The sequence below is a fragment of the Halobacillus sp. HZG1 genome (genome assembly GCF_035818575.1).
GTDB classification, from domain to species: Bacteria; Bacillota; Bacilli; order Bacillales; family Halobacillaceae; genus Halobacillus; species Halobacillus litoralis.
On the sequence record NZ_JAYLVQ010000037.1, the window covers coordinates 100,402 to 114,596 of the forward strand.

The 14,195-nt window shown below is 41.8% G+C and carries 19 protein-coding genes; 8 read left to right on the top strand and 11 right to left on the bottom strand.

Annotation, left to right across the window (positions count from 1 at the left end):
• Positions 1-103 precede the first annotated feature (103 nt).
• Genes VKA52_RS05445 through VKA52_RS05480 form a run of 8 tightly spaced genes read right to left on the bottom strand, consistent with a single transcriptional unit; the run spans position 104 to position 5,129 of the window.
• On the bottom strand, positions 104-820 hold the full coding sequence (locus VKA52_RS05445; protein WP_326314470.1) for a class I SAM-dependent DNA methyltransferase: 717 nt from the start codon (positions 818-820) through the stop codon (positions 104-106).
• Between the two features lie 16 nt (positions 821-836).
• Entirely contained in the window at positions 837-1,190 is a 354-nt protein-coding gene (gene rsfS, locus VKA52_RS05450; protein WP_160915116.1) for a ribosome silencing factor, read from the bottom strand.
• 45 nt (positions 1,191-1,235) lie between these two features.
• Positions 1,236-1,796 (bottom strand): bis(5'-nucleosyl)-tetraphosphatase (symmetrical) YqeK, encoded by a 561-nt coding sequence (gene yqeK / locus VKA52_RS05455; RefSeq protein ID WP_326314471.1) that lies wholly within the window; start codon positions 1,794-1,796, stop codon positions 1,236-1,238.
• Positions 1,780-2,352, bottom strand: coding sequence for a nicotinate-nucleotide adenylyltransferase (locus VKA52_RS05460; RefSeq protein ID WP_326314472.1), 573 nt, complete (start codon positions 2,350-2,352; stop codon positions 1,780-1,782). Before VKA52_RS05460 ends, yqeK begins: the two co-directional genes overlap by 17 nt.
• A 12-nt stretch (positions 2,353-2,364) precedes the next feature.
• Entirely contained in the window at positions 2,365-2,655 is a 291-nt protein-coding gene (yhbY, locus tag VKA52_RS05465) for a ribosome assembly RNA-binding protein YhbY (protein WP_160915122.1), read from the bottom strand.
• Between the two features lies 1 nt (position 2,656).
• The gene (aroE, locus tag VKA52_RS05470; RefSeq protein ID WP_160915124.1) at positions 2,657-3,493 is read right to left on the bottom strand and encodes a shikimate dehydrogenase; all 837 of its coding nucleotides are present in this window, start codon (positions 3,491-3,493) and stop codon (positions 2,657-2,659) included.
• 11 nt (positions 3,494-3,504) lie between these two features.
• Positions 3,505-4,605 carry a ribosome biogenesis GTPase YqeH gene (yqeH, locus tag VKA52_RS05475; RefSeq protein ID WP_202412507.1) on the bottom strand — a complete coding sequence of 367 codons (1,101 nt, stop codon included), beginning with the start codon at positions 4,603-4,605 and terminating at the stop codon, positions 3,505-3,507.
• Positions 4,605-5,129 (bottom strand): YqeG family HAD IIIA-type phosphatase, encoded by a 525-nt coding sequence (locus VKA52_RS05480; protein ID WP_160915128.1) that lies wholly within the window; start codon positions 5,127-5,129, stop codon positions 4,605-4,607. The genes yqeH and VKA52_RS05480 overlap by 1 nt, the downstream gene beginning before the upstream one ends.
• A gap of 338 nt (positions 5,130-5,467) precedes the next feature.
• Here VKA52_RS05480 and VKA52_RS05485 point away from each other — a divergent pair, with 338 nt between their 5' ends.
• The 8 genes from VKA52_RS05485 to sigK all read left to right on the top strand — a co-directional run bounded on the left by VKA52_RS05485 (position 5,468) and on the right by sigK (position 12,069).
• Positions 5,468-5,620, top strand: a complete 153-nt coding sequence (locus tag VKA52_RS05485) for a sporulation histidine kinase inhibitor Sda (protein WP_160915210.1) — start codon at positions 5,468-5,470, stop codon at positions 5,618-5,620.
• Positions 5,621-5,899: 279 nt separating this feature from the next.
• Positions 5,900-8,236 carry a Na+/H+ antiporter subunit A gene (locus VKA52_RS05490; RefSeq protein ID WP_326314474.1) on the top strand — a complete coding sequence of 779 codons (2,337 nt, stop codon included), beginning with the start codon at positions 5,900-5,902 and terminating at the stop codon, positions 8,234-8,236.
• Between the two features lie 3 nt (positions 8,237-8,239).
• Positions 8,240-8,578, top strand: a complete 339-nt coding sequence (locus tag VKA52_RS05495; protein WP_160915132.1) for a Na(+)/H(+) antiporter subunit C — start codon at positions 8,240-8,242, stop codon at positions 8,576-8,578.
• Positions 8,571-10,055 (top strand): Na+/H+ antiporter subunit D, encoded by a 1,485-nt coding sequence (locus VKA52_RS05500; RefSeq protein ID WP_160915134.1) that lies wholly within the window; start codon positions 8,571-8,573, stop codon positions 10,053-10,055. Before VKA52_RS05495 ends, VKA52_RS05500 begins: the two co-directional genes overlap by 8 nt.
• A 6-nt stretch (positions 10,056-10,061) precedes the next feature.
• Positions 10,062-10,538, top strand: a complete 477-nt coding sequence (locus VKA52_RS05505) for a Na+/H+ antiporter subunit E (protein ID WP_089654339.1) — start codon at positions 10,062-10,064, stop codon at positions 10,536-10,538.
• Between the two features lie 18 nt (positions 10,539-10,556).
• Positions 10,557-10,850: a Na(+)/H(+) antiporter subunit F1 gene (locus VKA52_RS05510; protein WP_370551065.1), complete on the top strand. Its 294-nt coding sequence runs from the start codon at positions 10,557-10,559 to the stop codon at positions 10,848-10,850.
• Positions 10,831-11,217, top strand: a complete 387-nt coding sequence (gene mnhG, locus VKA52_RS05515; RefSeq protein ID WP_160915140.1) for a monovalent cation/H(+) antiporter subunit G — start codon at positions 10,831-10,833, stop codon at positions 11,215-11,217. The genes VKA52_RS05510 and mnhG overlap by 20 nt, the downstream gene beginning before the upstream one ends.
• A gap of 138 nt (positions 11,218-11,355) precedes the next feature.
• A complete protein-coding gene (gene sigK, locus VKA52_RS05520; RefSeq protein ID WP_089654342.1) occupies positions 11,356-12,069 on the top strand; it encodes an RNA polymerase sporulation sigma factor SigK in 714 nt (237 codons plus the stop codon).
• Positions 12,070-12,113: 44 nt separating this feature from the next.
• Here sigK and VKA52_RS05525 read toward each other — a convergent pair whose 3' ends face one another.
• The 3 genes from VKA52_RS05525 to VKA52_RS05535 all read right to left on the bottom strand — a co-directional run bounded on the left by VKA52_RS05525 (position 12,114) and on the right by VKA52_RS05535 (position 13,802).
• The gene (locus VKA52_RS05525) at positions 12,114-12,341 is read right to left on the bottom strand and encodes a YrhC family protein (RefSeq protein WP_326314475.1); all 228 of its coding nucleotides are present in this window, start codon (positions 12,339-12,341) and stop codon (positions 12,114-12,116) included.
• A gap of 65 nt (positions 12,342-12,406) precedes the next feature.
• Positions 12,407-13,099 (bottom strand): 5'-methylthioadenosine/S-adenosylhomocysteine nucleosidase, encoded by a 693-nt coding sequence (gene mtnN, locus VKA52_RS05530; protein ID WP_326314476.1) that lies wholly within the window; start codon positions 13,097-13,099, stop codon positions 12,407-12,409.
• Positions 13,100-13,115: 16 nt separating this feature from the next.
• A complete protein-coding gene (locus VKA52_RS05535) occupies positions 13,116-13,802 on the bottom strand; it encodes a YrrS family protein (protein WP_326314477.1) in 687 nt (228 codons plus the stop codon).
• Positions 13,803-14,195 lie beyond the last annotated feature (393 nt).

A 14,195-nucleotide genomic window follows, 5' to 3' on the forward strand; every position in this document is an offset into this window, starting at 1 on the left:
AAGTTTCGATTATCCTGCAAAAAATCCCTTCTGTTACAGGAATATTTCATTTAACAAACTCTAATAAAAAAGAGTCCGGCATTTACGGACTCTTTCATGAATTTTATTCTTTTGTGCAAACGAACAACCATCGTTCTCCGTCTGTGGATGGTGTTTCCCTAAAGTCAGAAAATACTCCTTGCACTTTAAAACCAGATTGAGTGAGCCATGCATTTAAAACGGTATGGTCATACCCCCGCTGTTCATGAATTTCATCAAAACGATGATATTCCCCATCATTCCCAACAAAAAACGTCAAATCGTGCACAAGGCTGTTTTCCGATTCCCCGGGATCACAAAACCAAATAAAAGATAGATCATCACGGACTTCAGCAAATGTTGCACCACTGAGATCGTTGCGAATATGATCTATAGAGTGCACATCAAATAAAAACACGCCTCCCTGTGCAAGGGATTGATAAATGGAATGGAATGCCTGCTGCACCTTCTGATCATCAGTTAAATAGTTGACGACATCACAGTAACTGATGACACAATCATATGCTGATAATCCTTCTAATGTTGTCATATCCTGTTGAATCCATTCGATGGCAGCTTGAGGGTTCTTCTGTTGCGCAACGGTCAACATATCAGAAGATAAATCGATACCCGTCATTTGAAACCCTTCTTGATGGAGACGGTGGGTGATCTCCCCTGTACCACAACCTACATCAAGGATCCTTTGACCCTCGGAGTGATATTGCTGAAGCATTAGCTTCGTAAATTTCACCCATTGTTCGTAGGGGGCACCCTGCATAAGGAGATCGTACACACGCGCCATATCCCCATAGCTCATTTTAGCTTTCTAACCCTTCTACAGCGACCGTATCCGCGTCGCCCCATAGTCTTTCCAGGTTGTAGTAATGGCGTTCATCTTTGTGGAAGATGTGGCAGACAATGTCATTAAGATCTACAAGGACCCAGCGTGCTTGCTCAAATCCTTCCATCCGTTTCACTTCTATCCCGTGTTCTTCCGCTTGACTCTTCAATTCTCTCGCAATTGCCTGCACCTGGCGTTCATTGGACCCTTCACAAATCAAGAAATAATCCGCGATTAAAGAAACTTCTGACATATCTAAAACAACAATATCCTGTGCTCTTTTTTCATCGCATGCTAGTGCTGCTAAATTTACTAATTCTTTACTTTCCATGGGTTTCCTCCCTATTTCATCTCTATCTTTTCCATGATCAATTGATCATATTAAATCATTATATGCATGAAACGTGTCCGGATAAACGGTCCTTTCCTTACCAACAAGAAAATTGATGGTATTCTTCAAAGCTAGGGCACATGCTTCATCCAGATTTTCTTCGGCTTTCTTCCGTACGTGGTCCACTCCAGGAAACTCACGGCCGGGTTCTATATAATCAGCTAAAAACACGACTTTATCCAACTTAGACATGTGTTTTTTCCCTGTTGTGTGGCTGCTGATGGCAGATATGACGTCCGCATCCGCAAGCCCAACCTCTTGTTCAAGCATTAAAGCCCCTACAGGTCCATGCCAAAGCTCATGATGATAATCCAATAAATCCTTTGGCAGTCGACGGTCACTTTCAATCCAACGTTTCATGAGCTCCAGAGGTTTATACTTGGCATAGTCATGGAAAGCAGCTGCCAATTCCGCCTTTTTAACATCTACATGGAACTGCTCGGCAAGTTCAACAGCCTTGTCTGTTACCCTCACTGTGTGTTCGTACCGGGAGGCTTTCAAGGCAGGACGAACATATTCAAGCGCTTCTTCACGACTCATTATCATACAGGTGATGCTCCTTTATAAAAGTATCTACAACTTCAGGCACTAAATAGCGAACGCTTTTCCCTTTTAAAATACGGTCGCGTATCATGGTAGAAGATACATCAACTGACGGGATATCAACAAAATGGACGGAAATTTCGTTATTCCACCCATACCCAGGTCTTTTAACCCCAATGAATTGGACCAATTCCGATAGATCTTGGACTCGGTGCCACTTCGGTAAATGTTCGACCATGTCCCCTCCAATGATGAAAAAGAACTGAATTTCAGGATATCGCTTTACTAAATCAGTTATGGTATCGACTGTGAAAGATGTTCCCTTCCGGACTAATTCAACATCACAAACTCGGAAATGTGGATGGTCCTTGGTTGCCGTCTGCACCATAGCAAGTCGCGTCTCAGGATTAGTTGAAGACTCCTGTTTATGTGGAGGGATATAGGAAGGCATGAACCATACTTCATCAAGGTCCATGGCTTCACGGGAAAACTCCCCCATAATTAGATGACCTTGGTGAAGAGGGTCGAACGTACCGCCAAGAATTCCGACTTTTTTCATTGACCTTCCCCTTTATGGTAATTCGATTTGTTTATTTTCTTTGGACTCTTTATAAAGGATGATGGTATTTCCAATCACCTGGACAATATGAGCATCGGTTGCTTCCACAATCTCATTCGCAACAACATCATTATCTTCAAAGCAGTTTTGCAGAATGCTTACTTTTATCAGTTCCCTTTTTTCAAGAGCTTCATCAATCTGTTTGGTCATATTTTCATTCACACCGGCTTTTCCGACTTGAAAAATCGGCTGTATATTATGGGAAGCCGCTCGTAAATGCTTTTTCTGTTTACTTGTTAACATTCTATACCCCTTTCAATTTCTGTTCGAATTCATTGAGCAATAGCGAAGACTCAGGCTCGGTGTCTGTCCATATTTGAAAGGCATAAACAGCTTGCTGCAACAGCATTTCATGTCCAAAATGGAGACGCGCCCCTTTTTTTTCCGCTTCGTTTAAAAATTTCGTTTTCATAGGACGGTAAACAATATCGCTTACAACGGTTCCTTCTGTCAAGTGGTCTAATGATACGATCATATGATTATAATCAGGGTTCATCCCGACCGTTGTTGTTTGGACTATTAAGTCATAGTCCTTGAGTGTGTTTTTCGCCTGCTCCAGTGTCAGGGCACTAGAATACACCTTTGAAGGTATATCCTGAATGAGGTCCTCGGCTCTTTTCATCGTCCGATTGGCTATGTCTACGCGATCGATATCAGACCTGGTAAGTGCTTCAAATATTCCTCTTGCCGCTCCTCCACTTCCCAACAATAAGGCCTTTGCATTTTTGTGGAAAATATCCGGGAAACGATTTTTCAGAGAATGGACGAAGCCTATTCCGTCTGTGTTATATCCAATCCATCCTTGATCAGTATGATGAACAGTGTTCACAGCGCCCAAGTGTCGGGCGCTATCATCCAGACCATCAAGGTATGGGATGATTTTCTCTTTATATGGCACGGTTACATTGAAACCATCCAGCCCTTTTTCCTTCAATAAATTGACTTTTTCATCAAACTCATCCGGCTGAATCTCCAAGAGTTCATATTTTCCTTCAATCCCCTGTTGCTCCATAAGTTTTTCATGAATCCATGGAGACATGGAATGACCAATCGGGTGGCCGATCAACCCTAGTTTGTACAAATGATCCCCTCCTATATGAGTGATTCTCTCAAGGACACCTTCACTCCTTCCGGGACGTGTGCTGTTACCGTGATACCACCTTCTGGAACAGTCACCCAGCCGAGCCCGGAAAAGACAATATCCGTTTTGTCTTCTTTAATTTTTAATGTGTGACCTTTCAACGGAGGGAGCTTATGGATTGTATCCTGGTCTGGTGGTGTTAATAGTTCTCCTAAATGATTTTCATACAATTCATCGGCTTTTTCCAACTTTGTACGATGAATGTTTAATTCATTAGAAAAGTGACACACGAAAGAACTCCTTTCGCCTGTCTCAAAATCAAGTCGAGCGAGGCCGCCTACAAAAAGCGTCTGCTCTTCATTTAACTGGTAGACTTTCGGCTTGACTTCTTTACGTGGGGTAATCAGCTTCAAATCCTTATCTGATACATAGTGAGCCATCTGATGGCGCTGAATGACACCTGGTGTATCATAAAGGGAACTTTTTTCATCTAATGGTATATCGATAAAACCTAAAGTTGTACCAGGGAAATAAGATGTCGTAATAGCATCCTTAACGCCAGATGTATTTGAAATAAGAGTGTTGATAAACGTTGACTTGCCAACATTGGTCGTCCCCACTACATAAACATCTCCATCTTCACGGTGTTGTTCGATGGCTTGGGATAGTTGCTGAATTCCCTGGTTTTTCTCGGCTGAAATTAAGAACACATCTTCAACCTCTAATCCATTCTCTTTTGCTGAACGTTTCAACCAATGTTTGACCTTTCCATGGTTTACGGACTTTGGAAGTACGTCCATCTTGTTCCCTACAAGTATGACAGGATTGTTTCCAGTCAACCGCTTCAATCCTGAAATAAAGCTTCCATTAAAATCGAAAATATCTACAAGTTGAACGACCAGCCCTTTTGTATCACTGATTTGGTTCAGCATTTCAAGGAAGTCATCATCCTGAAAGGGAACATCCTGCACTTCGTTATAATGTTTCAGGCGGAAACATCTCTTGCATATGATATCTTCCCTTTCCAGTGCTGAGGCAGGGGCATAGCCTGCTTCTTCCGGGTTTGTCGTTTGAATGACGGCTCCGCATCCTTGACATTGTATTTCAGCCATCACTGATCTCTCCTCTGCCATGTAATCTTTCCTTTTCTTCGCATCCAATTTAAAATTCTTCTTTCAATCTTTCTGTTGAATTTTGTAATAAATCCATCTGTTTCCACGATAGGAACAACTAAGATGGTATGGAATCCAGCGGAATTCCCACCCAGGACATCAGTGAGCAATTGATCTCCAATTACAGCAACTTCATCCTTTTTCAACTTCATCTGTTTCTGAGCCTTCTTGAAAGCCTTTGACAATGGCTTCCTTGCACTATGGATAAACCTCGTATTCAATGGCTCGGAAAAAAGCTTGACTCTAGCTTCATTATTATTAGAAGCAATCGTAACCTGGATACCGTGATCGCTCATTTTATTAAACCATCTCTTGATGTCTTCTGTGGCATCCGGTTCATCCCAGGCAACAAGGGTATTATCTAAGTCGGTGATCACACCTTTGATTCCTTTTTCTTTTAACTTGTCCGGGTCGATATCAAAAACGCTCGGCACATGTTCATCAGGTAAAAAGTTTTTTAACATCTATACAGTTCATCTCCTCATACAACGGCAAAATCTCCTTCACCATCATATACAAAATCGAAGCATGTTTCAAAAAGACTTACGGTAAGAACAAAAATCGTTCGACAAATCCCGACAAAAATAGGTTGTGGATAAGTTTATTCACATATTCCACACAGTAACTTCTTTGTTATCACTCACTTAAACCTCTTTTTGCAAAAAGTTATCTACAATTTTATGTAGATAACTTCCATATTGTGGCGAAATTAGGGTCGTGATAAGGTAAGAATACATTAAAAATTCGAACGTTCAGTGATTCAAATGAAGCGGGAGGTGACTGTCACATGTGTGACAGCGGCATGAAGCAATTATCAGATTCCCTACTAATACAATCTTACCACAAAGCCATAGAACTCAATCTTTCAGATGAGTTCATTGAACAAATCAGGAGAGAAATAAACACGCGATCCATCCAGCATCTTCTTGAAAAGCATATTTCACATGTAGGCTGAGATTTACACTTTATGACAAATTGTTAGTCTCTACTCGAGAAATACTCGTCCATCCAGCAGAGGGCGAGTTTTTTTTATGACTTTTTTATTTGGATAAATGATGTCTTTCTTCTTATTTATAAGGACAGACTAAATAAAGCCTATCGCCGCATATCCCCGGTATGCTACAGTTGAATAATGAACCTTTTTTTGATTACAATTGAGTGAACACATGGTTACGAACATCCAAAATCCAATTAAAAAATAGAAGAAAGTTACGTCAAAGGAGGAACATACCACATGTTGGTGGCTGTATTATTGCCCTTTATCATTGCTATTTTTATCCCAATGTTAAGTAAATGGAAAGAAAAGGTTCACACAGGATTTTTCGTTACGATTGTACCTGTGTTGATTTTTATTTATTTTGCCCGCTTTTTAGGTACTGGTTTCGAACCAGTCGTCCATGAGTACTCCTGGATTCCATCCCTTGATATGAATATGGTCTTTCATCTGGATGGACTGAGTTTACTTTTTGTTTTATTAATCAGCGGAATCGGCGCCCTAGTTGCCTTCTATTCGGTTTTTTACCTACATAAATCGGAGCAACTGGGACATTTTTATGTGTACTTCCTCATATTTATGGGCTCTATGCTGGGAGTTGTATTATCTGATAACGTATTTGCCCTTTACAGCTTTTGGGAATTCACTTCCCTCTCATCTTTCTTATTGATCGGATTTTGGAACTATAAGAAAGAATCAAGATATGGTGCATTAAAATCGATGCTCATTACGGTTTTTGGTGGGTTGAGTCTTTTGGGTGCTCTAGTCTTTATGAGTGTGTTGACGAACACGTCAAGTATACGAGGGATGATAGATCAACAACAGTTGATTCTTAACCATGAATATTTCCCATTGATACTGATTCTATTACTACTGGGCGCTTTTACAAAGTCTGCTCAATTTCCATTCCACATCTGGCTACCAGATGCTATGGAAGCACCGACACCGGTCAGTGCTTATTTACACTCGGCAACTATGGTAAAAGCAGGCATCTATTTGGTTGCCCGCTATTCCCCTATGCTTTCCGCCAATGAATGGTTTTTTATCATTGTATCAATTGCAGGGATCGTAACATTATGCTGGGGTTCTTATATGGCTGTAAGACAAACTGACTTGAAAGGAATCTTAGCCTTCTCCACAATCAGTCAGCTTGGAATGATTATGGCTATGCTTGGCTTCGGTACAAAAGCAGCAATCTTCGGCGCTGTATTCCATATTTTGAACCACGCTACGTTCAAAGGCAGTCTATTTATGGTAGCCGGTATTGTTGACCATGAAGCAGGGACAAGGGACATCAGGAAACTTGGCGGGCTGATGACGTTTATGCCTATGACAGCCACGCTTGCATTATTTGCCTCGTTCTCAATGGCTGGGGTGCCCCTGCCGTTCTTAAACGGGTTCTATAGTAAAGAGATGTTCTTTGAATCTTCGCTGCACTTGGAAGCAGCTAGTACCGGGATCGCCGGAATACTGCAAACCAGTGTACCTTACCTAGCTGTTTTAGGAAGTATATTTACCTTTGTATATTCCATGTACTTTTTCTTTGGAACTTTCCGTGGTCCATCACATTTGAATGAACTACCTAAAAAACCTCACGAAGCCCCCATCGGAATGCTTATATCACCGATGGTTCTAGTCGCTGGTGTCGTCATTATTGGCTTATTCCCAAGTTTGATTAATGAGCCTTTTATTGCCCATGCGGCTGAGGCTGTCAAAGGGGCAGCTTTAGAAGAGAAACACATATATTTCTGGCATGGATTTATTCCGCCATTCATTATGTCCCTTACTGTTCTCGTCTTTGGAAGTATCCTGGCTCTATCCCGAAAAGTCTGGTCGCCCGTTTACAACATTGTGCCGGGAGTTCTAAGTATGAACAAAGTTTATGACGGCGCCGTTGATCGTGTAGAACGATATTCTACAACCATCACCAAAGGATACATGAATGGTTCCCTTGGACGATATGTCCGATTAATCCTAGCGGCCATCATTGTTATTTCATTCGCCTTCATGGCCATCACAGGTGGATTCACAGTGGATGCTTCGAATGTTGCTGAGATTACGGCTCCAGAAATACTTGTGGCCGTGACAATGGTCATTGCAGCCATAGGTACCGCTCTAACCAATAATCGAATAGCGGCCATCCTCATTCTTGGGGTCGTAGGTTATGGGTTATCAATGCTTTTCGTCCTATACCGCGCACCTGACCTAGCTCTAACTCAATTAATCATAGAAACTGTAACCGTCGCTTTGTTCTTGCTTGTCTTTTACCATTTACCAAAGCTACGTAAAAAAGATGAACCCGCAAGTACGAAGGTGCTTAATCTTGTTATTTCTGTCGGTTTCGGCGCATTAATGACAATGGTAGCCATTTCATCTCACAGCAGTAAGTTCTTTGATTCAATTTCTGAATACTTTACAGACAATTCTTACAAACTCGGCGGCGGAGATAACATTGTAAACGTCATCCTCGTTGATTTTCGTGGATTGGATACATTGTTTGAAATTGTTGTACTTGGAATTGCTGCCATGGCCATTTACGGATTGATCCGCTTGAGAAAGAACAAGGAGGAGGAATAATACATGGAAATTATTATGGCCGTTTTAGCCGGCATTCTCTTCACTACGGGTGTCTACAACCTCCTTCAAAAGCAATTGTTACGAATCATCATTGGTACAGGACTCATTTCACATGGAGCCCACCTGTTCATCCTTACAATGGGAGAGTTGAAAACAGGGGCACCGCCTGTACTAACTGAAGGAGTAGAAAAGTACACGGATCCGCTCCCACAAGCCTTGATTTTGACATCAATCGTCATAAGTTTCGGTGTGACAAGCCTGCTACTTGTATTGGCTTATCGTGCTGCAAAAATTAACGGAACTGATAATATGGAGCAATTAAGGGGTAACGATTATGAGTAATTTAGCTGTATTGCCTATTCTGCTGCCTTTATTAGCAGGCATCTTCTTAGCTTTCATACACACAAAAACAAAATTAGTTCGGAATTTATCCAAAGCATTTGCAATCATTAACCTCCTCGTGGTCGGGATCATCTTCCTGCAAGTGAGAGGAAATGGAAACATTGTTCTTGAAATGGGGAGCTGGGAAGCCCCCTTCGGCATTGTGCTTGTCGCTGATTTACTTGCAATGACTTTGGTTCTGACTACAAACATTATTGCTGTAGCGAGTGTTTTCTTTGCACCTCAATCCTTATCAGAAAAAGAAGAATCCTTTTACTTCTATACGTTTTTCTTCATGTTGATCTCAGGAGTGAGCGGTGCATTTTTAACGGGTGACTTATTCAACCTCTTCGTATTTTTCGAAGTACTCTTGATGGCTTCCTATGGATTGATTGTACTTGGGAATGGGAAGGCACAACTTAGGGAATCCATCAAATATGTGCTGATCAACTTATTTTCTTCCATGTTATTCGTCACAACGATTGCTTTCCTATATTCGGTTGTGGGAACAGTCAACATGGCTCAGGCTGCTCAGCGCGTTCAGGAAGTGGACCAACAGGGGATTCTAACGACCATTGCTATTTTGTTCTTCTTTGTATTTGCAACAAAAGCGGCCGTCTTTCCTCTTTATTATTGGCTGCCACGACCGTATATATCTCCGAATCCGGTCGTATCCGCTTTATTCGGAGCGTTGTTAACTAAGGTAGGGGTTTATTCGATCTTGAGGACGTTCACCCTGATATTTAATCAAGAGGTTGCTTTGACGCACACCCTTTTCATCTACTTAGCAGCATTGACGATGATTTTCGGAGTAGTTGGTGCTCTTTCAACCAACAATATTAAGCTGATTGTCGCGTACAATATTATCCCAGCCGTAGGCTTCATGCTTATGGGAATAGGAATCTTTACAGAGGTTTCGATAAGCGGGACCATTTATTACCTTGTTCATGATATGGTAATCAAAGGAGCACTCTTTATCCTGGCGGGAGCTACTGCCTATGTAGCCGGGACATCGGATCTCCGTAAAATGGGTGGATTGATCCACCATTATCCCGTTCTCGGATGGCTTATGTTTCTAGCATCCTTGGTACTGGCTGGAATCCCACCTTTCAGTGGTTTCATAGGAAAGCTATTATTATTACGAGGCGGATTAGGTGAAGAGGAAATCTTCATCGTCATCACCGCTCTCATCTCAAGCCTACTGATCCTATTTTCGATGATCAGAATATTCATCAGAGGATATTGGGGAGAAAAAATGGACATTCCTGTTCCAGAGCGGGAAAAGAAAGGAAAACGAATGGCTCTTCCTGCTGCCGGGCTGCTTACGGTTTCCATTCTCCTCGGTGTGGGTGCTGAATGGTTCTTCCCGACAATAGAAACCATCTCTCAATACATGATGGATCCAGAACTCTACATTGATTCTGTGTTAAAGGAGTAGAAGCTGATGCCTTTACAAATCGTACTGAACATCATCATCGCTATGATGTGGATGTTCCTGAGTGAAACATACAATTTCACAACCTTCTTTGTCGGTTATATCTTAGGAATCATACTCCTCTTCGTCCTGCAGCGTTTTGTACCAGATTCATTCTATATGAAACGGGCGTGGAAGTTTTTCCTTCTCATTCTCTTGTTTATACGAGAGCTTTTCTTGTCCAACATCGACATTGTCAAGCATGTTTATAAGCCAAAAATGGATATGCAGCCAGGGATATTCGCACTTCCGATTGATGTGAAAACAAACTTTGAAATCACTCTTCTCGCCAACTTGATATCATTGACTCCCGGAACCCTATCTGTTGTAGTTAGTGAGGATCATACGAAGATTTTCATTCATGCAATGGATATGCCGGATGTTCAGGAATCTGTGAGTGAAATTAAGAATTCATTCGAGAAGCGTATCATGGAGGTGACCCGTTAAATGGAAGACATCCTCAATATGACGCAAACATGGATACAAATATCAGCGATCATTGCAGTTGTCGCTGTAGCAATCTCTGTGATTCTTCTTTTATATCGCGCAATCCTTGGACCGACGAACCCGGATAGAGCGGTTGCCCTTGATATTATAGGAATAAATCTCATGGCTTTAGCAGGACTAATCGCCGTCCTGCTCGTAACAACAAGATTTAATGACGTGGTCCTACTGATTGGAATACTACTCTTCATCGGTACGGTCGCACTGGCGAAATTCTTAGAAAAGGGTGTTATCATTGAGCGGGACATGGATTAATTTAATTTTCGACATCACTATATGTCTATCTCTATTGATTGGTGCCTTTTTCCTTATCTCTGGCTCCCTGGGAATTTTGCGTTTTCCTGATGTGTACACAAGACTTCATGCAGCGACAAAAAGTTCGACCCTCGGAGTTTCCGGAATCATGATCGGTGCATTTTTGTTTCACTACGTAGAACATGACATCGTAAGTGGTAAGCTGCTTCTCGGAATATTCTTCGTCCTGTTGACTGCTCCGGTATCGGGACATATGATTTCAAGAGCTGCCTACCGGGCTGGTGTTCCTCTTTGGGAAAAGAGTGTTAAGGATGAATACGCTGAAGTATTAAAAAAAGAGCAGAAGCGACAAGCACCAGATTCATAATACGACATGCCTCCATTCCAATGGGGGCATTTTTTTACCTTTATGAACATTATTTTTAACGACAGACAAGCACAGACGACATCTCAAGGACATAAGTATGTTGTAGGCATTCGCCTAATCCTTGAGGAGGTGCGTCCTATGAGCAGTCTCATCGCTTCCATCCTTTATTTTTTCAAAGAGTCTCTCTTCTTCATGTCTTATGTAAAAAACCAGGCTTTTCCGAATCCCCTGCCTCCAGAAGAAGAAGCTAAACAACTCCAATTGATGGCAGAAGGAAGTCATGAAGCCAGGAACAAACTGATTGAACACAATTTACGACTTGTCGCACACATTGTGAAAAAGTTTGAAAACACGAAAGAAGATTTTGAAGACCTTATTTCTATCGGAACCATCGGTTTAATTAAAGGAATAGAAAGTTATTCGACAGGGAAAGGAACGAAACTTGCCACTTATGCCGCACGTTGCATTGAGAACGAAATCCTCATGCACCTCAGGTCGACGAAAAAGATGAGCAAGGATATTTCACTGCAAGACCCGATCGGCCATGATAAAGAAGGAAACGAATTGAACCTTCTTGATATTCTTCAGGCTGATGTTACGGATATTGTGGAGGAAATCCAACTTCATATGGAATTGGAGAAGATTAAAGATTTCATTACTGTATTGGATGAGCGGGAAAAAGAAGTGATTATCTTCCGCTACGGACTAAACCAGACAGAAGAAAAAACGCAGCGGGAAATTGCCAAAGAGCTGGGTATTTCTAGGAGTTATGTATCAAGAATCGAAAAGCGAGCATTAATGAAAATTTTTCATGAATTCTATAAGCAGAGCAAACAAGGGAAGAATGGATAAAAAACAGCCACTACCATCTTATGAGAATGGAGTGGCTGTTTCATTCAGTCCTTTATGAGTTGTCTTTTCCATTTTCTGATTTTCAAAGTCATGAAGAAAGCTGTGAAAAGGGTCAGACCAATGACCGGATATAAAAACAAATAAGTCGTTGTACCGTATTCATAAAGGCTGATCAATGTGCCTATATAGAGATAAGTGCTCATGATTAATAACGTCATCACAAACCGTTTATAATCCATTACTTTTTTCTTTAATTCTTGGGAAGTATCCAAAACGGTCCACCTCCTACTATGAAGATCTTAACATATGAGAATCATAGTGTCGGTGGAAATAAATGTCATTCGTAGTTTTTAACCATTTCCATAATCATGACAGCTGCATTTTCTGCAGCTTTCGGTAGAAACTGATCAAATGAAATGGAAGATTCCTTACCAGCGATATCAGACAACGCGCGAATGACAACAAAGGGTGTTCCATACTTATAACAAACCTGGGCAATCGCAGCAGCTTCCATTTCTGCTGCAATCATCTCAGGAAACTTGCCTCGAACGAAATTCACCCTGGATTCCTCCTGCATAAAGGAATCACCTGTGGCAATGATACCTTTCGCCGCTTTAGCATCTGTCTTTTCGACAGCAGTCATCGCTTGTTTCACAAGTTTTTCATCTGCGGCATACATGTCGGGCATGCCCGGAACTTGTCCATATTTATATTCAAAAGCTGTGACATCGACATCATGATGTGTCACTAAGGATGAAATGACCACGTCACCCACTTCAAGATTTTTGGCAAAACCTCCAGCTGATCCAGTATTGATGACGGCATCAATTTCGTATTGTTCATGAAGAATAGTCGTTGCCATCGCTGCATTAACTTTACCAATGCCCGACTTTAATAAAACAACTTTCTTCCCATGCAAAAGGCCATCAACAAAATGACTGCCCGCTACCTCTTTCTCTGAGGCTACTTCCATATTTGCTTTTAATAATTCAACTTCTTCATCCATAGCACCAATAATTCCAATGGCCATAACTGAACTTCCTCTCTCAACCGTTTTTATTTTTTAGAATCTCAAGTTTGACTGGTTTATACCCTTGTCCATCGATCCAGTCAATTTGTACCCGGAGGTATCCGGTCTTATTTTTGTCAGAGACTGTCGCCTTAGCTTTTTGATGGTGACCTCTGTTACTTACATCCCAATAGATGATATTGTCCTCAGAAAGGCCGACAGCGCTTCTGATTGCCTGCTTTAACTCTTCATAGTCCTGCGTACCTGGTTGGTAGGTAATCCCATGTTCACCGTTCGTTTCCATCTCTGTAGGGATAACCGGCCAACCCTTTGTGATCACGCGTTCTACATTAGGGTCATCACTTTTCTCAATTTTCAATCCTTTTTCGTCTTCAATCGGTTTCAGTTCTTCAAATTCTTCAATGGAAACCTGTTGTTTATCTGATTGCTCCTCTGTATCTTTTACTTCTTTATCTTCTTTGTCACTCTTCTTGCCGGTTTCTGCCGAAGCATCTTCATTTGAACCTTGTTCTTCCTTTGTGACCTGTGGACTTTCTTTATCCTGAGCTTGTCCTTTTTGTTCCTCTCCACCAAAGACCATTATTCCAATGAGTAACAACATGAAAACACCGCCTGCCCCTACAAGCCAAGTCAACATCTTCGTACCACGACGCTTTTTCTCGTAACGACCTGAACGGGAATACGGGGATTGTTTGTTCGACATGATCTTCTGCCTCCTTTTTACTCGCCGTTTATTATACATGAAGTTTTGACTCTTACCAATGCTTTCTTTTTCCTATCTCATTTCCCGGGCTATATTCCAAACCTCACTCTCGCTCCCTTTAGTTGAAGACTCAGTTTCGAGACTTTTGTTGAGTGACGGGGGCTGCGGGGAATAACTCGCTTTCCGCGGGAGCGCGGTGAGCATCCTCGGACTGCGTCCTGTGGGGTCTCACCATGCACTTTTTTCCTCGTAGATATCCGGTTCCGGCGCCTAGCGGCTAGTGAGACTTCCCTCGCTTCTGTACGATAAGTCAACATCGAATCGCTACGCTCTCCGTGTTTCCTTTATCTCCGCCAGCTCAGTCCAGTCCATACGCCGCTGATCGAGGCGCCT